This is a genomic window from Fulvimarina manganoxydans (assembly GCF_900176465.1).
GTDB lineage: Bacteria > Pseudomonadota > Alphaproteobacteria > Rhizobiales > Rhizobiaceae > Fulvimarina > Fulvimarina manganoxydans.
Window position 1 is genome coordinate 45,065 of sequence record NZ_FWXR01000005.1, and the last position, 20,750, is coordinate 65,814.

Annotated in this window: 21 protein-coding genes; 7 read left to right on the forward strand and 14 right to left on the reverse strand. The window is 63.2% G+C overall.

Annotated features, from left to right (window positions below):
- Positions 1-160: 160 nt before the first annotated feature.
- The 3 genes from B9A15_RS23800 to B9A15_RS07755 form a co-directional block, all read right to left on the reverse strand.
- A complete protein-coding gene (locus B9A15_RS23800; protein ID WP_210190486.1) occupies positions 161-493 on the reverse strand; it encodes a methyl-accepting chemotaxis protein in 333 nt (110 codons plus the stop codon).
- A gap of 258 nt (positions 494-751) precedes the next feature.
- On the reverse strand, positions 752-2,266 hold the full coding sequence (locus B9A15_RS07750) for an aldehyde dehydrogenase (NADP(+)) (protein WP_084409476.1): 1,515 nt from the start codon (positions 2,264-2,266) through the stop codon (positions 752-754).
- Between the two features lie 3 nt (positions 2,267-2,269).
- Entirely contained in the window at positions 2,270-3,067 is a 798-nt protein-coding gene (locus B9A15_RS07755) for an NAD-dependent epimerase/dehydratase family protein (protein WP_084409477.1), read from the reverse strand.
- Between the two features lie 345 nt (positions 3,068-3,412).
- On the opposite strand from B9A15_RS07755, the gene B9A15_RS07765 reads away from it, so the two are divergent.
- From B9A15_RS07765 to B9A15_RS07775, 3 genes are all read left to right on the forward strand, one after another.
- The gene (locus B9A15_RS07765) at positions 3,413-4,192 is read left to right on the forward strand and encodes a FadR/GntR family transcriptional regulator (RefSeq protein ID WP_244556843.1); all 780 of its coding nucleotides are present in this window, start codon (positions 3,413-3,415) and stop codon (positions 4,190-4,192) included.
- Between the two features lie 63 nt (positions 4,193-4,255).
- A complete protein-coding gene (gene kdgD, locus B9A15_RS07770; protein WP_084409480.1) occupies positions 4,256-5,164 on the forward strand; it encodes a 5-dehydro-4-deoxyglucarate dehydratase in 909 nt (302 codons plus the stop codon).
- A gap of 87 nt (positions 5,165-5,251) precedes the next feature.
- Positions 5,252-6,385 (forward strand): mandelate racemase/muconate lactonizing enzyme family protein, encoded by a 1,134-nt coding sequence (locus B9A15_RS07775; protein WP_084409481.1) that lies wholly within the window; start codon positions 5,252-5,254, stop codon positions 6,383-6,385.
- A gap of 213 nt (positions 6,386-6,598) precedes the next feature.
- Here B9A15_RS07775 and B9A15_RS07780 read toward each other — a convergent pair whose 3' ends face one another.
- From B9A15_RS07780 to B9A15_RS07820, 9 genes are all read right to left on the reverse strand, one after another.
- Positions 6,599-7,483 carry an SMP-30/gluconolactonase/LRE family protein gene (locus B9A15_RS07780; RefSeq protein ID WP_170923203.1) on the reverse strand — a complete coding sequence of 295 codons (885 nt, stop codon included), beginning with the start codon at positions 7,481-7,483 and terminating at the stop codon, positions 6,599-6,601.
- A gap of 213 nt (positions 7,484-7,696) precedes the next feature.
- On the reverse strand, positions 7,697-8,344 hold the full coding sequence (locus tag B9A15_RS07785) for a 2-dehydro-3-deoxy-6-phosphogalactonate aldolase (RefSeq protein WP_084409482.1): 648 nt from the start codon (positions 8,342-8,344) through the stop codon (positions 7,697-7,699).
- 3 nt (positions 8,345-8,347) lie between these two features.
- Positions 8,348-9,277, reverse strand: coding sequence for a 2-dehydro-3-deoxygalactonokinase (locus tag B9A15_RS07790; RefSeq protein ID WP_084409483.1), 930 nt, complete (start codon positions 9,275-9,277; stop codon positions 8,348-8,350).
- A 37-nt stretch (positions 9,278-9,314) separates the two neighbouring features.
- On the reverse strand, positions 9,315-10,382 hold the full coding sequence (locus B9A15_RS07795; RefSeq protein WP_084409484.1) for an aldose epimerase family protein: 1,068 nt from the start codon (positions 10,380-10,382) through the stop codon (positions 9,315-9,317).
- Entirely contained in the window at positions 10,382-11,323 is a 942-nt protein-coding gene (locus B9A15_RS07800) for a Gfo/Idh/MocA family protein (RefSeq protein ID WP_084409485.1), read from the reverse strand. Before B9A15_RS07800 ends, B9A15_RS07795 begins: the two co-directional genes overlap by 1 nt.
- 80 nt (positions 11,324-11,403) lie before the next feature.
- Positions 11,404-12,588 carry a multiple monosaccharide ABC transporter permease gene (mmsB, locus tag B9A15_RS07805; RefSeq protein ID WP_244556856.1) on the reverse strand — a complete coding sequence of 395 codons (1,185 nt, stop codon included), beginning with the start codon at positions 12,586-12,588 and terminating at the stop codon, positions 11,404-11,406.
- Positions 12,589-12,629: 41 nt separating this feature from the next.
- Positions 12,630-14,162 (reverse strand): multiple monosaccharide ABC transporter ATP-binding protein, encoded by a 1,533-nt coding sequence (gene mmsA, locus B9A15_RS07810; protein ID WP_084409487.1) that lies wholly within the window; start codon positions 14,160-14,162, stop codon positions 12,630-12,632.
- A 128-nt stretch (positions 14,163-14,290) separates the two neighbouring features.
- Entirely contained in the window at positions 14,291-15,361 is a 1,071-nt protein-coding gene (chvE, locus tag B9A15_RS07815; RefSeq protein ID WP_084409488.1) for a multiple monosaccharide ABC transporter substrate-binding protein, read from the reverse strand.
- Positions 15,362-15,415: 54 nt separating this feature from the next.
- The gene (locus B9A15_RS07820) at positions 15,416-16,213 is read right to left on the reverse strand and encodes a FadR/GntR family transcriptional regulator (RefSeq protein ID WP_244556844.1); all 798 of its coding nucleotides are present in this window, start codon (positions 16,211-16,213) and stop codon (positions 15,416-15,418) included.
- Between the two features lie 378 nt (positions 16,214-16,591).
- Between B9A15_RS07820 and B9A15_RS07825 the strand changes: the two genes are divergently transcribed.
- Both B9A15_RS07825 and B9A15_RS07830 read left to right on the forward strand, forming a co-directional pair.
- Positions 16,592-17,500, forward strand: coding sequence for a universal stress protein (locus B9A15_RS07825; RefSeq protein ID WP_170923204.1), 909 nt, complete (start codon positions 16,592-16,594; stop codon positions 17,498-17,500).
- Between the two features lie 141 nt (positions 17,501-17,641).
- Positions 17,642-17,872 (forward strand): hypothetical protein, encoded by a 231-nt coding sequence (locus B9A15_RS07830; RefSeq protein WP_084409490.1) that lies wholly within the window; start codon positions 17,642-17,644, stop codon positions 17,870-17,872.
- A 98-nt stretch (positions 17,873-17,970) separates the two neighbouring features.
- On the opposite strand, the gene B9A15_RS07835 is transcribed toward B9A15_RS07830, so the two are convergent.
- Entirely contained in the window at positions 17,971-18,162 is a 192-nt protein-coding gene (locus B9A15_RS07835) for a hypothetical protein (RefSeq protein WP_084409491.1), read from the reverse strand.
- 335 nt (positions 18,163-18,497) lie between these two features.
- On the opposite strand from B9A15_RS07835, the gene B9A15_RS07845 reads away from it, so the two are divergent.
- A complete protein-coding gene (locus B9A15_RS07845; RefSeq protein WP_084409493.1) occupies positions 18,498-19,064 on the forward strand; it encodes a copper chaperone PCu(A)C in 567 nt (188 codons plus the stop codon).
- A gap of 117 nt (positions 19,065-19,181) precedes the next feature.
- On the opposite strand, the gene clpS is transcribed toward B9A15_RS07845, so the two are convergent.
- Positions 19,182-19,487, reverse strand: coding sequence for an ATP-dependent Clp protease adapter ClpS (gene clpS / locus B9A15_RS07850; protein ID WP_084409494.1), 306 nt, complete (start codon positions 19,485-19,487; stop codon positions 19,182-19,184).
- Between the two features lie 191 nt (positions 19,488-19,678).
- Between clpS and B9A15_RS07855 the strand changes: the two genes are divergently transcribed.
- Positions 19,679-20,725, forward strand: coding sequence for an aldo/keto reductase (locus B9A15_RS07855; RefSeq protein WP_084409495.1), 1,047 nt, complete (start codon positions 19,679-19,681; stop codon positions 20,723-20,725).
- Positions 20,726-20,750 lie beyond the last annotated feature (25 nt).

The following is a 20,750-nucleotide window of genomic DNA, read 5'->3' on the forward strand; positions in this document are numbered from 1 at the left end:
AACCAGAAATCGATCGGCAAGGTCATTGGAGCCTTGACCGGCGAAACTCTGCGACAAGCCCAGAGCGCGGGCCAGGTCGTTCACGATGTCTGGGGACCTGAACGACCTGAACGTTGACCTTGATAGGGATTGGCCTCTTCGAGCTCCTTGACCATCCCCGTCAGCTTTGATGGCGGTTCACTATGCAGCTTTTGCCCGTTCGTGCGCCCCAGAATGGAAGGACGTCGTCCGCGCCCCCGTCCACATCGAACTGGGCCACGAGCGTGGTCAACTGCTGCATTTCACCGGCGAGATTGCGGGCGGCGGCGGTCGATTCTTCCACCATCGCCGCGTTCTGCTGGGTGAACTGATCCATCGGGGTGACAGCCCTGTTCACCTCTTCCAGGCCGCTTGCCTGTTCCTGAGCGGGATTCGCAATGTCATGGACGATCGAGTGGATCTCACCGATCTGCGCGATGATCCGAGACAGCGCCTCTTCAGTCTTTCCGACCAACTCCAGTGTGGACTTGCCTCGGAAAACTGGAGAGCTCTTCTAAGAGCAAAGAGGAGCATTTCCTGGGCAAACAATCAGGTTCGCCAAACGCTCTCCAAACGTTTGTTAATGCGCCGGGTTATGGAAAAATCGGCATCTATTTTCTTGCCCGGCGTTTGAGAGCGAATTGCGATCGATCTGAATCGCCAATCCGCTCTCATCTCTTATTGTGCCGCATGATGTCGCCGGAAAAGTCGTGCAACCTTTCCGGATCATGCTTTAGCGCAGATCGTCGGGCAGAACGCCCTCGGGCATGTTCTGATAGCAGACCGGGCGCAGGAAGCGGCGGATCGACAAGGTGCCGACCGAGGTCGCCCCAAAATTGGTCGAGGCGGGATATGGGCCGCCATGGACCATGGCGTCGGCCACTTCGACACCCGTCGGGAAGCCATTGGCGAGAAGCCGGCCGGCCTTGCGTTCCAGGATCGGCAGGAGCGTCTTCGTCGCCTCCGCGTCACCACCATCCATGTGGAGCGTCACGGTCAGCTGGCCATGGAGCCCCTTGGCGAGTTCGGCCATCTCCTCGACGCTTTTAACGCGAACGACGATGCCGAGCGGCCCGAAGACCTCTTCGCCGAGGCTCTCGTCACGAGCCCAAACCTCGCCGGTCGTCTCGAAGAGATAGGGCGAGGCGTGGCGGGAGGCGTTCGCTTCGCCGATCAGTTCCTTGACGCCTTCGGTCTTGGAAACACGCTCGGCGCCCTTGCGATAGGCCTCGGCGATGCCGTCTGTGAGCATGGCCTGTTTGGAGACGTCCTTGGCCGCCTCGACCGCGGCTGAGACGAATGCACCCGACTCCGTCGTGTCGAGTACGATCGCAACACCCGGATTGGTGCAGAATTGGCCGGCGCCCATGGTCAGCGAGCCGACCCAAGCCTTGCCGAGTTCGGCGCCACGAGCCTTCACGGCTTCCGGCATCACGAACATCGGATTGATCGAGCCAAGCTCGCCGAAGAAGGGGATCGGCTCGGGCCGCGCGGCGCAGAGATTGTAGAGCGCGCGTCCGCCACCCAGCGAGCCGGTGAAGCCGACCGCCTTGATCATCGGATGGGTGACGAGCGCCTCGCCGACCTTGCGGTCGCCGCCTTGGACCAGCGAGAACACGCCGGGGTGAAGATTGTGCGCTTTGATGGCCGCATCGATCGCCTGGGCGACGATCTCGCCGGTGCCGGGATGGGCGCCATGGCCCTTGACGACAACCGGGCAGCCGGCCGCGAGAGCCGCAGCGGTGTCGCCGCCGGCGGTTGAGAAGGCGAGCGGGAAGTTGGAGGCGCCAAAGACGGCGACCGGGCCGATCGGCCGCTGGATCATGCGAAGATCCGGGCGCGGCATCGGCTGGCGGTCGGGCATCGCCTCGTCATGGCGCCGGTCGAGATAGGCGCCTTCGCGGATATGCTTGGCAAACAGCTTCAGCTGACCGGTCGTGCGCCCGCGCTCGCCGTTGAGACGCGCCTCGGGCAGACCTGTCTCCTGCGTGCCGATCTCGGTGATTTCGGCGCCGCGCTTCTCGATCTCCTCTGCGATCGTCTCCAAAAAGGCGGCGCGCGCCTCGCGGCTCGTATAGCCATAGGTCCAGAAGGCCTCTTCGGCGGCCTTGGCGGCCTCGTCGACGAGGTCCGGCGTACCGGTGGAGAATTCGCGTGCCTCGCCGGTCGCGGGCTCGGACTTGAAGGTCGAGCCGGACGATTTCCATGTCCCGGCGATGAGATGTTTGCCGGTCAGGTCGAGTGCCATGGATTACTCCTCATGAATGGGTTCAGCGGTGAATAGACCGCCCTGATAGACCGCGTCCGGCGCATCCCGTCCGGGAGGCGCCATGGCCGCGTCGATTTTCGCGCGGTAAACTTCGGAATTGTCTGTCGGCCGCCAGCCGAGATAAGCGACAGCCGAGTTGTCCCACCATTTCGTGTCGTTGTCGGACACGCCCCATATAATAGGACAGCCCAATCGGGGAACCGCAAAAATACTATTAATCAGCGAAACGAAATCGCCCGCGCTGAGCCAGGTCGACAACATGCGATGGTTCTTGGGTTCGGGAAAGCAGGAGCCGATCCTGACGATCGCCGTCTCCTGGCCGAACTTGTCATGATACATCGAGGCCATCGCCTCGCCGAAGCATTTCGATACGCCATAGAGGCCATCAGGCCGCAAGGGCACGTCATTCGTCAGATAGGTGTCCTGGGTGTAATAGCCAATCGTGTGGTTCGAACTGGCGAAGACGATGCGCGGTTGGCCGGCGGCTCTTGCGGCTTCATAAAGATTGTAGACGCCGATGATATTGGCTTCGAGGATCGGACCAAAGGGCTTTTCCACCGACACGCCACCGAAATGGATAATGCCGTCGCAACCAGCGACGAGATCGCGGACGGCCGCCGCATCGGCAAGATCGCAAGGAACGACCTCTTCCCCCTGCTTCGCGGGCTCCATGTCGGCAATATCGGACAGGCGCAAGGTCTTGGCGAGCGGACGCAGCTTTTCGCGCGCCATCTGGCCGAGCCCTCCGGCGGCGCCAGTGATGAGAAGTCGGTCGAGCATCAACAGTCCTTAGTGAGTGATCGCCGCGAAGTCCGGTCGGCGATGTTGGCGCAACAAGGCGGCAGGTAGCACCGCACGACCTACCCCCATGGCCGGTGCCCTCCCCGTCTTTTGCGACACGATCTCGCGTGACGGGATCGGGAGAGCCGCCGATCTGATGGAGAGCGCTCATCATGCGGCCATGGCTCCGACGCACTCCGCGACACATGGCGTCTTGTCTTCGCTTGTTCAAGGCGGCATGATGCAGTTGTCAGACAAGCTGTCAAGCGCGATCCGCGGGCTTCGATGGAACGGAAGTCGCAGATGGGAGGGGATGACGACCCGACTGCAGGAAGGATGGAATTCTTGAAGACGCCCGAAACCAAACCACCACCTTCCCTCGCGCCGACGGCGCCAGCCCGGCGCTCGGGGCTCTCGGCGCGGGTTGCCGAGGAGTTGCGCCGCGCGATCCTATCCGGTGTCGTGCCGATCGGGGGCAAGCTTCCGAGCGAGGCCGCCTTGACCGCAAGCCACGGCGTGTCGCGCACCGTGGTGCGTGAGGCGATCGCGGAATTGCGGGCCGACGGCCTGGTCGAACCGCGCCAGGGCGCCGGGGTTTTCGTGACCGCCATCGCGGCCGGTCCGCCCCAGCCCTTTCAATCGGTCGATCCGATGCGCCTGTCCTCAGCGATCGAGCTTCTGGAGTTGCGCTATGCGGTGGAGATCGAGGCAGCCGGCCTTGCCGCTCTTCGTCGCTCGCCAGCCCAGGACGAGGCGATCTTCGAGCATTGCGCCGTGATCGAGCGCCTGATGCGGGAGGGCGCTTCCACGGTCGAGGCCGATTTCGCGCTGCATCTGACGATCGCCGACGCAACCAACAATATGCGCTTTCGGGAATTTCTGGAGATGCTGGGCGAGAAGGCAATACCGCGCCGCGCCGTCCAGCGCAGCGAAAGCGGCGAAGAGACGCCGAGCGATTATCTCCGGCAGATTCAGGCCGAGCACCGGGCGATCGCCGATGCGATCTCGCGCCAGGAGGACGAAGCGGCGCGCGAGGCGATGCGTATCCATCTGAAGGGCGGCCAGATGCGCTATCGCAAGCTTCTGCGCAAAGCGCTCGATCCAACTTATCAGACAAGTTGTTGACAAGCGGATGCCATCCCGTATTCTCCGCCGTCTGACGCAGCGGATGGAGAGGATCGCCCCGTGATGGACCCGCAAGAGCTCAAGGCCGCCCTCGGGGCAGGCCTGTTGTCCTTTCCAGTGACCGCCTTTGGGCCGGACGGTGCCTTTGCGGAGGCGCCCTATCGCTCGCATATCGAATGGCTGTCGGGCTTTCCCGCGACCGTGCTCTTTGCCGCCGGCGGCACCGGGGAGTTCTTCTCGCTCGCGCCCGGCGAAGTGCCGGCGATCGTCGCGGCGGCGAAAGCAGCGGCCGGAAATACACCGATCGTCGCCGGTTGCGGCTATGGCACCGCGATCGCCGTCGATCTGGCGAAAGCCGCAGAGAAGGCCGGAGCGGACGGCATTCTTCTCCTACCCCATTACCTGATCGACGCCCCGCAGGCCGGCCTCTTCGCCCATGTGAAGGCGGTCTGCGACGCCGTCTCGATCGGCGTGATGGTTTATAATCGCGACAATGCGATCTTGCAGGCCGACACGCTCGCCCGGCTCTGCGAGGCCTGCCCCAATCTCGTCGGCTTCAAGGACGGCTCGGGCGATATCGGCCTCGTGCGCCAGATCACCGCGACGATGGGTGATCGGCTGACCTATCTCGGCGGCATGCCCACGGCCGAACTTTTCGCCGATGCCTATCTCGGCGCCGGCTTCACCACCTATTCCTCGGCCGTCTTCAATTTCGTGCCGGCCCTCGCGATCGACTTCTACGACAATCTGCGCGCCGGAAATCGCGCCCGCACCGAGGCGATCCTGAAGGGCTTCTTTTATCCCTTCATGGCGCTGCGCGGCCGTCAGAAGGGCTATGCCGTTTCCGCGATCAAGGCTGGTGTACGCCTGGCCGGTTTCGATGCGGGAGGCGTGAGGCCGCCCTTGACCGATCTGACGGGCGAAGAGGAAGCGATTTTGAAAGAGCTAATGGAGACGGCGAAGCGGCTTTGAGCCGCTCGGCAGCTGTTCAGCCGAAGCCCGTCTCATGCTCGCAGCCGGACGATCATGACAGGACCGTTCGCGAAGAAAGACCCGCTTATGAAGATCGCCGCCGTCCATACCCATATTCTCGACCATCGGCTGGAGACGCCCTTCGAAAGCGCCTCGATGCGCTTCGATCGGCGCCAGCATTGTCTGGTCGAGATCGTCTGCGACGACGGAACGACCGGCTGGGGCGAGTGTCTGGGCCCCGCACGCCTCAATGCGGCGGTGGTCGAGGCCTATGGGGCGAGGCTTCTCGGCCGCGATCCGCTGGAAACCGAAAAGCTCTGGCAGGAGCTCTATAATCTTTTCCGCGATCAAGGCCAGCGAGGCCTGGCCGTCACCGCTTTGTCGGGGATCGACGTTGCGCTTTGGGACATCAAGGGCAAGCGCTTCGGTGTATCGGTCTCGGCGCTTCTCGGCGGGCGCATGCGCGAGAGCGTCAAGGCCTATGCCACCGGCTCCTTCCGCCGTGACGGGGTCGACCGGGTTCGGGACAATGCGGAGGAATGCGCCGCCCATATCGCGGCGGGCTTTCATGCGGTGAAGATCAAGATCGGGTTCGGCGTCGCCGAAGATCTCGCCGTCATTAAAGCCGTGCGCGAGGCGATCGGCCCAGCGGCGCGGCTGATGATCGATGCCAATCACGGCTATGACGTCCTGGAAGCGATCGAGCTGGGCAAAGGCGCGGCCGATTGCGACATCGACTGGTTCGAAGAGCCAGTGATCCCCGAACAGCTCGGCGCCTATCGCGCTGTGCGCCAAGGCCAGCCGATCCCGGTTGCCGGCGGCGAGACCTGGCATGGCCGCTTTGCCTTCAAGGAGCCGCTCGAGACGCGCGCCATCGACATCGCCCAGCCCGATCTTTGCGGTGTCGGCGGCTTTACCGAGATGCGCCGCGTCGCCGATATGGCGGCGCTGCATGGCGTGCGACTCGTGCCCCATGTCTGGGGAACCGCGGTGCAGATCGCGGCCTCGCTTCAGTTCATCGCCGCCCTTCTGCCCGATCCGCCGCGCCGAAGACCGATCGAGCCGATCCTCGAATTCGACCGCACACACAACCCCTTCCGCCAGTCGATCGCCGCCGAGCCTTTCGAGCATGAAGATGGGATCGTTGTGATCCCCGATCGGCCCGGCATCGGCTTTACGCCGAATAGAGACGCCATCGAGGAATTCAGGTTGCGGGATTGAGAGGGCGTAGGCAGAGGGATCGAGGTCAAGCGTCGAGAGCCCCTCGCCGTCAGTCCTTCTTGCGTCATTTCGCAAATTATCGCGGGTCTGCAGAGTTCGAAGGTCAGACCAATCATTCGACGCTTCGTCAGCTGTTTCCATCCGACGCAGCAGGACTAGACCCGATACCGCTTGGGCCGAGGGAATTTAAGGACGCGGGCTTCGGTGCCCCACCTATCCGATTACGACCTTCGGCGGATGTTTGCCGGCGACGCCCGGCTCCAGGACGAAGGTGCGGCCGGCATTCGCATCGTCGGCCCGCGCGCCCGGCGTCATGCCCTGATGGGCGGTCGTGACCAGAATCTTGTCGGCCGTCTCCCCGATGAAGGCGGGGCAGGTCGGCTGGCTCGCCGGCACTTCGATGCGCCGCAGGACCTTGCCTTCAGGCGAGAGAACCATGAGGCATTTGCCACCCCAACAGGCAATCCAGATCGTCCCGTCGCGCGCGACAAGCGCTCCATCCAGGGCGCCCGGCCCACCTGCCTGATCGTGGAGTTCGGTCGGCTCGCCGGTCGGCAGGCCAGTCGCCGGATCGCAGTCGACGCGCATCAGCTTGTTGATGGCAGTATCGGCAAAATAGGCAAGACGCCCATCGTCCGAAAAGCAGATGGCGTTGGGGATCGAGACATTGGCGTAGAGGCTGGTGATCGTGCCGGCGCGATAATGGTAGATGGCGCCCGCTTCCCGCTCGGCACGCTTACCCATCGTCCCGATCCACAGCGCGCCCGAGGGATGGACGCCGCCATCATTGGAGCGGGTGTCTGGGCGGTCCGCTTCCAGCGGTTTATGAAGTGTCAGCCGTCCGGTGTCCCGCTCGCGCAGGTAAAGCCCGTCCTCCCCGGCGACAATCTGGGTGGCCTCGTCGACCACCGCGATCTCGCTCGCCATCACCGGCATGTCATGTCGGGTGACGTTGCCGCTTGCCAGCGGCATCTCGTAGAGCCCCTTGCCGATGATATCGAACCAGAAGGCCGTGTTGGTCTCAGGGTCGTAGGTCGGCCCTTCGCCGAGTTCGAGAAGCTCGTCATGTACGATGCGCGTCGGTACCGATTCCAGCATTTCTATTCTCCTTCCTCCCCAGAGCGGATGGCTCTACAACGAAATCGCCGGCCTGCTCTAAGTCCAAGTTGCGAAGCACAATATTGTCGGACGCCTCGCGCGACTCCTTTGTGTAATGCGCTGATCTGGACGGCAATCGGCACGCTCGTGCCCTCGCCTTTCTTGACCTATGCTGGCGGCAACATCGAGGATGGGAAGCAAGAGAGCCGACCGTCAGGACGGATAGGCCGCATCCCACCCCGTCACGGCCGCTTCGGCCCGGCGCTTGACCTCCCCTGCCGACAATCCCGGCTTATAGAGCGAGGAGCCGAGGCCGAAGGCGGTGACGCCCACGCTTGCGTAATCGCTAAAATCGCTCTCGCTGACACCGCCGACCGCACCAACGATCGTGCCCTTCGGCAGAACGGCCACAACGGCACCAATGCCCTTGGAGCCAAGGACGGAAGCGGGGAAGAATTTCAGGGCCGATGCTCCGGCTTTCAGTGCCGTGAAAGCTTCTGTCGGCGTGAAGACACCGGGCATGGTGACAAGCGAGCGCCTTCCGGCTTCGGCCAAGATCCCTGTGTCAACATTGGGCGAGACGAGGAGCCTGCCGCCAACATCGGCAAGGCGCGTCACATCGCCAGTATCGACGACGGTGCCGGCTCCGATAAGCACGCCGTCTGGCGCCAAGCGCGCGGCAGTTTCGATCGAGCGGAACGGGTCCGGCGAATTGAGCGGGATCTCGATCGCCTCGAAACCGGCTTCGATTAATCCACCAACGATCGGCTCAACTTCGTCGGGTTTTATGCCGCGCAAGATCGCCACGAGATTGCGCTTCAGACGTGGCCAGGGCGTCGAGGAAGTGAGTGGCGAAGACATGGATCAGCCTTTCAGAAAGAGGTGCCCTGCAGCGGCATGAAGGCCGCGCCGGGCGAGATCGTCGGCGTCCACGGTTCGTGCCTCGATGCCGGCGGCTTGGAAGGCGGCGCCATAGAGCGTCGCGAGCCGACCGGCGCCTGCGAGGACGACCGATTGCAGGCCGGCATTTCCCGCAAAAGCCTTGGCCCCGGCGATTTCGAGCCCGATCAGATGGCCCGAAAGACGCGCAGCAAGCCGCTCTTTCGACGTGTCGGCCAGAAGGTCTTCGGCGCGCAGCGAGAAGAGTTGGGCGGTCGCCTGTTCGGGCTTCTCGATCGCTTGAGCGACCGCAGAGCGGACCTCGTCCGCGACCTGATCGAAATCCTCAGGGAGCGCGAGGGAGTAGCGCAGAACCGAATGGCCGGACAGAAGCGCGTAGAGTTCTCCGGTCATGAAGGTGCGAAAGGCGGCGATGCGTCCCTCTTCCAGCCGCACCCATTTGGAATGGGTGCCGGGCAGGCACACGATGCCATCTTCAAGGCCAGAGAGGACCAGACCGAGAAGCTGGGTTTCCTCCCCGCGCATCACGTCATAGGCGCCCTCGGCGCGCTGGCATACGCCGGGGAGAAGGTGGACTTCGCGTCTGGCGTCCTTTGGCGAAACGGCGTTGGCCGCGATTTCAGACAAGGTGGCGGGCGTCTCCACATAGGGCGCCTCGACCCAGCCCTGTCGTGCGCCCGCCATGCCGCAGACAATGACGGGCGTCAGCGCGGACAATCCGTCACGGTCGAGATGGCTTTCGAGGACTGCGCTGAAGCCGATCTCGGCGGCAACGCTCATGCCCTCGTCCGTGCGCTCCTCATGCAGCACGTCACCGTTCTTTGAGACCAGCCAGAGCCGGAAGCTGGAGGTTCCCCAGTCGACGGCCACATAGGCGATATCTTCAGAAGTCATGGCGCCCTTTTCTCCTTCGATGCCGACGCTCTTCGCTTCAAAGCGTTCCGAAACGATAGACCGAAACCTGGGAGAAGGTCTCGCCCGGATCGAGACGCGCGGTGGGAAAGTCCGGCTGGTTGGGACTGTCGGGGAAAAGCTGCGGCTCGATACAGAGCCCATCTCCCTGGCGGATCATCCGGCCTTTCTTGCCGGCCGCCGTCCCGTCGAGAAAATTACCGCTATAGAATTGCACGCCCGGCGCCGTCGTCAGAAAATCGAGGCAGCGCCCGGATCGCCGATCCGTCAAACGCACTGCGCCGACCGGCTCTTTCCGGTGCTTGTCAGCGAGGCAGTAGCAATGGTCGAAGCCTCGGCCGATGCGGATCTGCTCGTCGCTCCCATCGCGGACACCCTCTGCGATCGAACGAGGCGCACGAAAATCGAATGGCGTTCCAAGGACGGGTCGTCGCTCGCCGGTCGGGATCGCGGTCTTGTCGGTCGGAAGATAGGTTTCGGCCGCGATCGTCACCTCATGGTCGAGAACGTCGCCCGCGGCGGGACCGCCGAGATTGAAATAGACATGGTTCGTCAGATTGACGATCGTCGGAGCGTCGGTCGTCGCCTCATAGGTGAGGGTCAGCTCGCCTGTCGCCGTCAGATCATAGCGGGCGCGTGCTTCGACCTTGCCGGGATAGCCCGCGTCGCCGTCCGGGCTCGTCAGCGCGAAGACCACGAAGGGATTCGGCGCCTCGCCATGGCCGTCCACGCGCCAATTGCGCATGCCGAAACCCGACGAGCCGCCATGAAGATGGTTCGGCCCGTTATTCGTCTCCAACTCGTAGGTCTTGCCGTCGAGAGTGAAGCGCCCCTTGGCGATGCGATTGGCAAAGCGCCCGACGCTGACGCCGAAATGCTGCGGCACGCGCTCATATTGGAAGAGATCGTCATAGCCGAGGGTCACGTCTTCGCTCCGGCCTTGCGCATCGGGCACCCGAACCGCCTGCAGCGCCGCGCCGAAACTCATGACGGTGATGGAGATTCCGTCGCGTGACAGATCGAAGGCGGCGACGTCCTCGCCTGTCGAAAGCTGGCCGAAGGAGCGACGAGTGAGGCTGACGGCCATCAGGCCTTTCCTCCATCGTCGAAGAACGGCTCGGTGATCTGCCTATGGCCGAGCATGAAGGCGTCCGCCACATGGCGGAGCGGCGAGACATCCACATCCGAGCGCTGGGAGCCGACGAGATCGACGAAATGGGCATAGATCCCGCGATATTCGGCATCCGGCGCATCGACGGTCGGCTGATCATTGAGAATGAGCTTCTTCCCGCCCTCCGACAGGGCCAGACGTCCGCCATCGTCGGTCTCGATCGTAATATCCCAGGTCTGCGGGCCTTCCTGGCGCCAGTCGAATTCGGCGGTAAAATCGACACCGGTGGCGTCGGTGAAGGCGAGATCGGCGGCGATCGGCGCCTGCCGGTTCTCGGGGAAAGTGAGCGCCGCCTTCGTCAGGAAGAAAGGCTGGGGCAGAATGGCCGTCGCGATCGACAGGGCATTGATCCCTGGATCGAAGACGCCGAGCCCCCCGGGCTCCCAGATCCAGTCCTGGCCCGGATGCCAGCGCCGCACATCCTCCTTCCAGACGATCCGGACCTTTTTGGCACGGCGGGCCGAAAGCCATTCGGTCGCCGGTTCGACGGCCGGCGAGAAGCGCGAATGCCAAGTGGCAAAAAGTGATACGCCTTCGGCCTTGGCCGCTGCGACGAGATCGTCCATTTCGCTCAAAGTCGCGCCGGGCGGCTTTTCCAGGATCACATGCTTGCCGGCTTTAAGAGCTTCGAGCGCCAACTCATGGCGCACCTGGGGCGGTGTGCAGAGCGCGACGGCGTCGATTTCCGCGCCGGCTAGCATCTCACTCTGGGAGGCGAAGCTCGGCACCTCCTCAAGCGAGGCGGAGCGGCTGGCGACGGCGGCCAGTTCAATCCCCTCGGTTGCCGCAATGGCCGGAAAATGCTGATCGCGGGCAATCTTGCCGACACCGACGAGGCCGAGACGAATGGGGGGCATGGAGAGGCGATCCCTTATCAAGAATGGAATTCGGCCCGCCGAGGCGGGCCGAGACGACTTTAAGAGGCCGACGCGATGCGTCAGGCGGCGCGCGAGCGGTTCACCACGTCGAAGATGACGGCGAGCAGCAGGACGAGGCCCTTGATGACCTGCTGATAGTCAATGCCGATGCCGAGGATCGACATGCCGTTGTTCATCACGCCCATGATGAAGGCACCGATGACCGCGCCGACCACTGTGCCGACACCGCCGGCCATGGAGGCGCCGCCAATGAAGACGGCCGCGATGACATCGAGCTCGAAGGCTAGGCCCGCCTTCGGAGTCGCCGTGTTGAGACGCGCGGCGAAGACGAGGCCGGCCAGTGCGGCGAGGACGCCCATATTGACGAAGGTCAGGAAGGTCAGCCGCTCGGTGTTGATGCCGGAAAGCTTGGCCGCCTTCTCATTGCCGCCGATGGCGTAAATGCGCCGGCCGATGGTCGTCCGCGACGTGATGAAAGCGTAGATGCCCATCAGAAGCGCCATGACGATCATCACATTCGGGAAGCCGCGGAAGGTCGCCAGAACCCAGGTGAGGTAGAGCACCGCGATGACGATCAGCAGCGTGCGGGCGATGAAGAAGGCGAAGGGCTCGTCGTCATGGGACGTGCCGCGAGCGCGGAAGCGATTGCGCAGCGAGAAGAACAGGATCATCGCCGCGATGAAGGCGCCGAGCAGCGTCGAGACGAGGTGGAAGCCCCGCACATTGATGACGTCCGGCAGGAAGCCCGAGGACAAAAGCTGGAAATTCGCCGGGAACGGGCCGACCGATTGGCCCGCAAGAAGCCACAAGGTCAGCCCCTTGAAAACGAGCATGCCGGCGAGCGTCACGATGAAGGACGGGATTTTCCAATAGGCGACCCAATAGCCCTGCGCCGCGCCAATGATGCCGCCGACGGCAAGGCAGACGATGCTGGCCAACACATAGTTGACGTCCCACTCGACGATCATGACGGCCGCCAGGGCGCCCACGAAACCGAGCACCGAGCCAACCGACAGGTCGATATTGCCGGAGACGATGACCAGCAGCATGCCGACCGCCATGATGACGATATAGCTGTTCTGGAGCACCAGATTGGTCACGTTGATGGGCTTCAACAAGATGCCGTCCGTGGCGATCTGGAAGAAGGCCATGATCACCACAAGGGCGATCAGAATGCCGTATTCGCGCATATGGCGGCGCAGGAAGGCGAGACTGCTCGACCCGCCCCCGCTTGCACCGGCCATGGCGACGTCGTTGGTGGCTTGTTGGGACATGCCTCTTTTCCTCACGCCTTGCCGGACGACCGAATGATGGTCGCCATGATCTTTTCCTGGGAGGCCTCGCTCGTCGGCATCTCGCCGACGAAGCGCCCCTCGTTCATCACATAGATCCGGTCCGACATGCCTAGGAGCTCAGGCATTTCGGACGAGATGACGATCACCGCCCGGCCCTGCGCGGCCAGTTCGTTGACGATCGAATAGATTTCGTATTTCGCGCCCACATCGATGCCGCGGGTCGGCTCGTCGAGGATCAGCACCTCAGGGTCGGCGAAGAGCCATTTCGACAGGACGACCTTCTGCTGATTGCCGCCCGACAGATTGATACATTCCTGGCCGATGCTCGACGACTTGATCCGCATGCGGTCGCGATAGTCGTTGGCGATCGCAATTTCCCTGGCTTCGTCGATGACGAGGCCGTTGGAGATGCCGGAGAGATTGGCGAGCGGGATGTTGCGGCGGATCGGCTCGTCGAGGACGAGGCCGTAGCCCTTGCGATCCTCGGTGACGTAGCAGATGCCCGATGCGATGGCCCGCGAGACCGTGGAGGTGTCGGCGGGCCGGCCATGGACGAGAACCTCGCCTTGCGCGTTCTTGCCATAGGAGCGGCCGAAGAGGCTCATGGCGAGTTCGGTGCGCCCAGCCCCCATCAGCCCCGCAATACCGACCACCTCGCCGGCACGCACATGGAAGGAGACGTCCTTGACCACTTTACGCCCGGAATGGAGCGGATGCTCGCAGCTCCAGTTCTTCACCTCGAAGACGGTCTCGCCGATCTTCGGGGTTCGCGGCGGATAGCGGTCCTCGATGGAACGGCCGACCATGTCGCGAATGATGTCGTCCTCGGAGACCTGGCCACCTTCGCAATCGAGCGTCGAGACCGAGGCGCCGTCGCGCAAGACGGTGATGGAATCGGCGACGCGGGCGATCTCGTTCAGCTTGTGGGAGATCATGATCGAGGCGATGCCGCGTGCCTTGAATTCGAGAAGCAGATCGAGAAGCGCCGCCGAATCCTTCTCGTTCAGCGAAGAGGTCGGCTCGTCGAGAATGAGGAGCTTGACCTCCTTCGACAACGCTTTGGCGATCTCGACGAGCTGCTGCTTGCCGAGGCCGAGATTGGTGATCAGCTCCTTTGGGCTTTCCTTCAGCCCGACGCGCTTCAAGAGCTCTTCGGTCCGCTCAAAGGTATCCGACCAATCGATGATGCCCTTTGCGGCTCGCTCATTGCCGAGATAGATGTTCTCGGCGATCGACAGCAGCGGAATGAGCGCCAGTTCCTGGTGAATGATGATGATGCCGAGCTTCTCGGAATCCCGGATGCCGGCAAAGCGGCATTCGTCGCCGCGAAAGAAGATGTCGCCCTCATAGGAGCCATGAGGATAGATGCCCGACAGGACCTTCATCAGGGTCGACTTGCCCGCGCCGTTTTCTCCGCACAGCGCATGAATCTCGCCTTCGGCGACCTTGAGATTCACGTTGTCGAGGGCCTTGACGCCCGGAAACGTCTTGGTGATCCCCCGCATTTCCAGAATGGGTTGCATCGAATGGCGCCCTCGCATCGATCCGCCCGGATACTCTCTGGACGGACATCAGCCATATGTCTCAATCAGTGGATGAGCGATCGAAAGGCCGGGGCGGGATGCCCGCCCCGGCTTCTTGAATCGTCGTCTTATTTCAGCTGGTCGGCCGTGTAGTATCCGCTATCGACGAGCGTGCTCTCGATATTGTCCTTGGTCACCAGCTGCGGCTTCAGGAGGTAGGACGGAACGACCTTGACACCGTTGTCATAGGTCTCGGTGTCGTTGATCTCCGGCTCGCCGCCTTCCAGCACCGCATTGACCATCTGCACGGTGACGCGAGCGAGCTCACGGGTGTCCTTGAAGATGGTGGAATACTGGTCGCCGCGCTCGATCGCCTTGACCGAGGGGACTTCCGCGTCCTGACCCGTGATGATCGGCATTTTCATGTCGCCCGAGCCGTAGCCGACGCCCTTCAGCGAGGAGATGATGCCGATGGACAGGCCGTCATAGGGCGACAGAACGCCGTTGACCTGATTGTCGCCGGTGTAGTTGGCCGACAGAAGGTTGTCCATGCGGGCCTGAGCGACCGCGCCGTCCCAGCGCAGGGTGCCGACCGTATCCATGCCGGTCTGACCGGACGGGATCTTGATCTTGCCCTCGTCGATCAGCGGCTGAAGCACGCTCATCGCACCGTTGTAGAAGAAGTAGGCGTTGTTGTCGTCCGGCGAGCCGCCGAAGAGCTCCACATTCCAGCTCTCGGCGTCGGGGAAGCGCTCCTTGAGACCCTGGACGAGGGACTCGCCCTGGAGAACGCCGACCTGGAAGTTGTCGAAGGTCGCATAATAGTCGACATCGCCGGAATCGCGGATCAGGCGGTCATAGGCGATCACCGGAATGCCCGACGCGGCCGCATTGGCGAGCACGTTGGAAAGCGTCGTGCCGTCGATGGCCGCAATCACCAGAGCGTCGACGCCCTTCGTCACCATGTTCTCGACCTGTGCGAGCTGGTTCGGAATGTCGTCCTCGGCATATTGCAGATCCGCGTCGTAACCCGCGTCCTGGAACTGCTTGACCATGTTGTTGCCGTCGTCGATCCAGCGCGCCGAGGACTTGGTCGGCATGGAGATGCCGACGGTGCCCTTATCCTGCGCTACGACCGGACCGGCCGAAAACACTGCGACGGCCGCAGCGGCGATCGCCAGGCGCTTCATAAGTTTCATCTGAGGGTTTCCTCCGTCTCCCGTTGAAGATGTCGACTGGCACGAGATCCGGCGTCATGCCGGCGCCCGTGCCTCGCCCCGCCATCCGGCGGGTCGATCAGGTGTCTGGTGCCGCCCGTCGCTCCCGCCGAGGCCGTGATCCTCGGCGTAAAGGGCGCTCATCACGTCGTTGAAGGCGCTTTCGATCAGGCGTCGCATAAAGAGTTCGGATGCCTCCTCGTCGCCGGCACAGATCGCATCGCAGACCCGCTCGTGCTGGCGAACGGTCTCCAATTGCGGATTTTGACGCCAGGAGAGGGAAAAGGAGATCGACAAGCTCTTTTCGATCAAGGCACCGAGCGAGCGCAGGAGCGGGTTTCCGCTCCCTTCCAGAATGATACGATGAAAGGATATATCGGCCGCGATCAGTTCCTGCGAGCCACGCGGATTGTCCCGCATGCCGCCGAGCGCCTCGCGCAGCCTTTGGCAATCGGATGCCGCCATACGGCGCGCCGCGAGCCGCGAGGCCGCAGGTTCGTTGACCAGGCGCATTTCATAAAGCGCCTCGACGAAAGGTTGCCGTCGCTCGGCCTTCAGGTGCCACTGCATCACATCGACATCGAGCATGTTCCATTCATGCTCGGCCTGGACACGTGTTCCCACCTTCGGACCGACTGAGACGAGGCTTTTGGCTGCCAAAAGCCGGACCGCCTCCCGAACCACCGTTCGCGAAACGCCATACTGGCGCGACAATTCGGCTTCGGTCGGCAGACTGTCACCGGCCTTCAGGCGACCATCGGCGATCTGCGCGCCGAGTTCGCCCGAAAGCGCGATGGAGCGGTTCGTCCGCTTCGGTGCCAAGCCTTCGCTCAAATGTCGCAGGCCCTCCCAAGCCCATCAAACGCTTCCATCCGCAAGGGCTGAACCCTTGGCGACGTCGCGGCGAAACTTTGTCCGCGAAGAGTGCCGCCCGGGACAGAAATCGCTCTCGAAGTCCGCACCCTCGGCAAGGCGGAGCTGTGTCCGGCCGAGGCCTCCCAGACCGCGTAAATTCTCAATGATCATACCATTGCCCGATTCGCGCTTCGATGCAAGAGCCGGAAACGCGGACGGATCGGACCATACGAAAGGCTTATGAAAGCACGCCTAGAATTGATCCCGATCAAGGACGGCGACCGGTGATCGTCCGATGGTGCCTCTCAAGACGCGAATGCCTCGCGCCGCTTCACAAAGAGTGAATGGGAGATGACCATGAACCAGAGCGTGATGAACGAAGTCCTGCCGGACGATCGACAGGAGCCCCGTCAAGAGGGCGCGAGGAAGACCGCCCATCGCTTTGCCGATCTCGGCGTCCATGTGACCGGCACCGAAAGCGACGCGGCGGTCGTCTCGGCAGCCGCCAAACTCGGAGAGATGTTCGGCGCCCATTTGGAAGGGCTGTTGACCAACCATATCCCGGCCCCACCGGCAGTCGCCGCGCCCGGCGTCGATGCCTTGGCCGCCGACCTCAGGCGGCGCGGCACGGAAACCGGCAATGCTCTCTTCGCCAAGGCCAAGGAGCGTCTGGACGGGACTGGACTGCGCAGCGATCTGCGCCGCGTCGACGGCGTGGCGCTCGACTTTATCGAGGCGACCGCGCGCCTGGCCCGGGCGACCGACCTCTTCGCCATCGCTCAGCCGGGCAAGAACGACGTCATGATGACGCCGGTTCTGGAAGGCGTATTGTTCAATGCGGGCTCGGCGGCGCTGATCGTGCCGAAAGAGGCGGCGGAGCTCGGCGAACTCGAGACCGTGCTGATTGCCTGGCGCGATACGCCCGAATGCGCCCGGGCGATCGCCGCCGCGCTGCCGCTTCTTCAACGGGCGAGCCAGGTGGTTCTCGTCTCGATCGCGGAGAACGGATCGGACGAAGAGCGCCACCGTGAGCCCGCAGCCGATACGGCGAGACATCTGGCCCGCCACGGCGTCAATGTGGAGGTGCGGCACGTGCCGCGCTGGAAGCATCCAGCGGAAGGCATTCTCGATCAGGCGCAGATCGTCGGAGCCGGCCTCATCGTGCTGGGCGCCTATGGCCATTCGCGGCTTCGCGAGATGATCCTCGGGGGCGTCACCCGCGAACTTCTGGAGACCAGCCGTCTGCCGCTCTTCATGGTGCATTGATCGAGCGGAAAACGGAGCCTGCTTTCTCATAGCAGCGTCTCGATAGCAGGTTCGGGAGGCTGCGGCGGTCCTCTGCCTCATCATCGGCCCTCAGAGGCAGAGGACCGCTTCGTCCAACAGACGAGGCCAAGGAGCATCAAGATGTCGCTCTATCCCCTGGAATATCGCATAGAACCCGACGGCGCAGCCTGGGCGGTCATGTTCGGTGGAGAATCCCATGGCGGCTTCGACAATCGACGCAGCGCCATCAAGTCGGCGGTTGCCGACGCCATCCGGGTCGAGAAGCTCGGATACCGCGTCGCGGTGGTCGCGAGCCGGCCGAAGGGCTGCGAAGCCCTTTGCGAACGGATGATCAAGCGGCCGCATTTGTGAGCCTGTCGCATCCCGTTCGGGCGACTGACCACAAGATCCCGTTCACCTTCGCAAGAGGGCAAGGCGCTCGGCCTTGGTGACAAGCGGGCATCGGCCGGCTAAATCTCGCAGCCATGCGGCTCTTCCGACACCTCCTTCACGATCGATCGGCGAGCCTTGCCCTCGCGGTGATCCTGTTGGAGCTGTTCCTCCTGCAAGGCGCCGCTTCTGCCTTGGGCTGTCAGAGAGACACTTTCGGGCCCCTGACGCCAGTCTCCGCCGCCGCCGACCTCGCACAGGTCCGGTGTCATGGTCGGCCGCCGACGCAAGATGCCTCAGTCCGCAACGAACAGCCGGGCGCCCCGATGGACCCCGACTGCTGCGTCGAGACTTGCGCTCTCGCATGTGCCGGGGTCGCCTCCTCCGCCTTGATCGAGAGCGGGGCGACGGCTGTCCAGGCGCCCCACACCCGGGCCGGCCCGCTCGCGGAGTACCCCGCCCCGGTCCCATCGCCTGCTTTTGGCCCCGGCCAGCAAAAGGCACGTCCTCCACCCTCCGTTCGTGTCTGACATCGCCAAGACCGCGCCTGCCGCCCTCTTGCGACATGCGCCCGGCCAGACCATCCCCATTGAACGGAGACCTTCCAATGACCACCCTGTTTCGCGGCCTCGGCGCCGCTTTGACCTTCACCGCCCTTTCGGCCGCCATCGCCCTGACCGGCGCCGCAAGCGCCCACGAATACAAGATGGGCGAGGTCGCGATCGGCCATCCCTGGACACGCGCGACCCTGCCGAACGCCAAGGTGGCCGGCGCCTATATGAGCTTCACCAATTCCGGCAAAGAGCCGGCCCGCCTCGTCGGCGGCTCATCGCCCCTCTCTGAGGGCGTCGAAATCCATGAAATGTCCATGCAGGACGGCGTCATGAAGATGCAGGCGCTTGAAAATGGGCTGGATATTCCCGCCGGCGAGACCGTCACCTTGGAGCCGGGCGGCTATCACATCATGATGACTGGGCTGAAGAAGAGCATTGCCGAAGGCGATAAGGTGCCGCTGACACTGACATTCGCCAATGGCGAAACGGTCAATGTGGAGCTCGCCGCCGAGGCTGTCGGGGCAAAATCGTCGGGAATGGCCGGCAAGGGCGAAACGATGATCGACCACGGCGCAACCGGGCATGACGTCTCGGGCGAAACCCACGAGCACCAGCACTGAACGGGATGTCGGCGTCCGTCAGATGAAGACCGCAGCGGGCTGGTCGCTTCAAGCGACCGGTCAGCTGCCCCGAGGGCCAAGACCATTCTTGCGAGACGAAACCGCGGCGCCTCGAAATCAGTCTTCGGGCTCGGTGGAGAAGAGAAGCGGATAGCCTTCGGCCTTGGCGAGATCCGTCGCCTCGCTCGCCTTGGTTTCGGCGACATCCTTGGGGAAGACCGCGACGACGCAGGCGCCCTTCTGATGGGCCGTGACCATGACGACCTGCGCCTGATCGTCGTTGAGACGGAAGACGGCTCTCAAGACCAGCACGACGAATTCGCGCGGCGTGTAGTCGTCATTGAGGAGGATGACCTTATAGCGCCGGGGGCGCTCGACCTTCGGCTTGGTCACCGTTCCGGGAACGGTCGTTGTCTGAGGCATGGGGGCCTCCGGCGGTTGTCGCGGAATGAGGGGGCGTTTGGCTGGGCCCTTACGCCTATTGAGCGCGGATCGCAATGCTGCGGTTCCATAAGCTCACGCTCGCTTGATGCAGCGCGGCATGCCCACTAACTTGCCCGCCGACTCACCCACCCCGGCGGAGCCCCCGCCTCACGGCAATCAAGCGAGTGACCATGAAACACCGACCGCTCGGCCGGACAGGCCTGTCCGTCAGCGAAATCTGCCTCGGCACCATGACCTTCGGCAGCCAGAACAGCGAGGCCGAAGCCCATGCCCAGCTCGACCGTGCAGTCGAGCGCGGGGTCGACTTCATCGATACGGCGGAGATGTATCCGACGACGCCGATGAAGGAGGAGACCGTCGGCCGAACCGAAGAGTATATCGGCACCTGGCTCGCCAAGCCCGCCAATCGCGACAAGGTCGTCCTCGCCACCAAGATCACCGGCGAAGGCAATATGAAGGTGCGCGACGGCGCCCGGATTTCCCGCGCCACGATGACAGAGGCCATCGAGGCGAGCCTCAAGCGACTAAAGACCGATACCGTCGATCTCTATCAGCTGCATTGGCCCAATCGCGGCTCGTATCATTTCCGCAAGTCCTGGAGCTATGATCCGAGCGGCATCGATGCCAATCAGGCCAATGACGAGATGCTGGAGATTCTTCAGACGGTCGCCGATCTCCAGAAGGCCGGAAAGCTGAAGCATTTCGGCCTGTCGAACGACTCGGCCTGGGGCACGACGCGTTTTTGCGCCCTTGCCGAGGCAAACGGCCTGCCGCGCCCGGCTTCGATCCAAAACGAATACAGCCTGATGTGCCGCTATTTCGATCTGGACTTGGCGGAAACGGCGATCTGCGAGGATGTGGGGCTCCTGGCCTATACGCCGCTGGCGGCGGGACTTCTGACCGGGAAATATTCCGGCGGCGCCATGCCGGAAGGGTCACGAGCTTCGATCAATCAGGGACTTGGCGGCCGCCTCGACCACCCTTACGCACTTCCCGTCGCCGACGAATATGTGGCAATCGCCAGGAAGCATGGGCTTGATCCGGCCCAGATGGCGATCGCCTTCTGCCTGACCCGGCCTTTCATGATGTCGGTGATCATCGGCGCCACCACCATGGAGCAGCTCGACCTTGCCATCGGCGCGGCGGACGTCACGCTTTCGGACGAGGTGATGGCCGATATCCAGGAGGTCTATCGGCGCTATCCGATCCCGATGTGAGGCAGCGCATTCGCAAGCCTCTCAG

Excerpts from the sequence above, each read along its gene's own strand:
- B9A15_RS07750 (WP_084409476.1), bottom strand. The coding sequence starts at position 2,266 with ATGGCACTCGACCTGACCGGCAAACATCTCATCGCCGGGACATGGAAA.
- B9A15_RS07755 (WP_084409477.1), bottom strand. The coding sequence starts at position 3,067 with ATGCTCGACCGACTTCTCATCACTGGCGCCGCCGGAGGGCTCGGCCAG.
- kdgD (WP_084409480.1), top strand. The coding sequence starts at position 4,256 with ATGGACCCGCAAGAGCTCAAGGCCGCCCTCGGGGCAGGCCTGTTGTCC.
- B9A15_RS07775 (WP_084409481.1), top strand. The coding sequence starts at position 5,252 with ATGAAGATCGCCGCCGTCCATACCCATATTCTCGACCATCGGCTGGAG.
- B9A15_RS07780 (WP_170923203.1), bottom strand. The coding sequence starts at position 7,483 with ATGCTGGAATCGGTACCGACGCGCATCGTACATGACGAGCTTCTCGAA.
- B9A15_RS07785 (WP_084409482.1), bottom strand. The coding sequence starts at position 8,344 with ATGTCTTCGCCACTCACTTCCTCGACGCCCTGGCCACGTCTGAAGCGC.
- B9A15_RS07790 (WP_084409483.1), bottom strand. The coding sequence starts at position 9,277 with ATGACTTCTGAAGATATCGCCTATGTGGCCGTCGACTGGGGAACCTCC.
- B9A15_RS07795 (WP_084409484.1), bottom strand. The coding sequence starts at position 10,382 with ATGGCCGTCAGCCTCACTCGTCGCTCCTTCGGCCAGCTTTCGACAGGC.
- B9A15_RS07800 (WP_084409485.1), bottom strand. The coding sequence starts at position 11,323 with ATGCCCCCCATTCGTCTCGGCCTCGTCGGTGTCGGCAAGATTGCCCGC.
- mmsB (WP_244556856.1), bottom strand. The coding sequence starts at position 12,588 with ATGGCCGGTGCAAGCGGGGGCGGGTCGAGCAGTCTCGCCTTCCTGCGC.
- mmsA (WP_084409487.1), bottom strand. The coding sequence starts at position 14,162 with ATGCAACCCATTCTGGAAATGCGGGGGATCACCAAGACGTTTCCGGGC.
- chvE (WP_084409488.1), bottom strand. The coding sequence starts at position 15,361 with ATGAAACTTATGAAGCGCCTGGCGATCGCCGCTGCGGCCGTCGCAGTG.
- B9A15_RS07825 (WP_170923204.1), top strand. The coding sequence starts at position 16,592 with ATGAACCAGAGCGTGATGAACGAAGTCCTGCCGGACGATCGACAGGAG.
- B9A15_RS07830 (WP_084409490.1), top strand. The coding sequence starts at position 17,642 with ATGTCGCTCTATCCCCTGGAATATCGCATAGAACCCGACGGCGCAGCC.
- B9A15_RS07835 (WP_084409491.1), bottom strand. The coding sequence starts at position 18,162 with ATGACACCGGACCTGTGCGAGGTCGGCGGCGGCGGAGACTGGCGTCAG.
- B9A15_RS07845 (WP_084409493.1), top strand. The coding sequence starts at position 18,498 with ATGACCACCCTGTTTCGCGGCCTCGGCGCCGCTTTGACCTTCACCGCC.
- clpS (WP_084409494.1), bottom strand. The coding sequence starts at position 19,487 with ATGCCTCAGACAACGACCGTTCCCGGAACGGTGACCAAGCCGAAGGTC.
- B9A15_RS07855 (WP_084409495.1), top strand. The coding sequence starts at position 19,679 with ATGAAACACCGACCGCTCGGCCGGACAGGCCTGTCCGTCAGCGAAATC.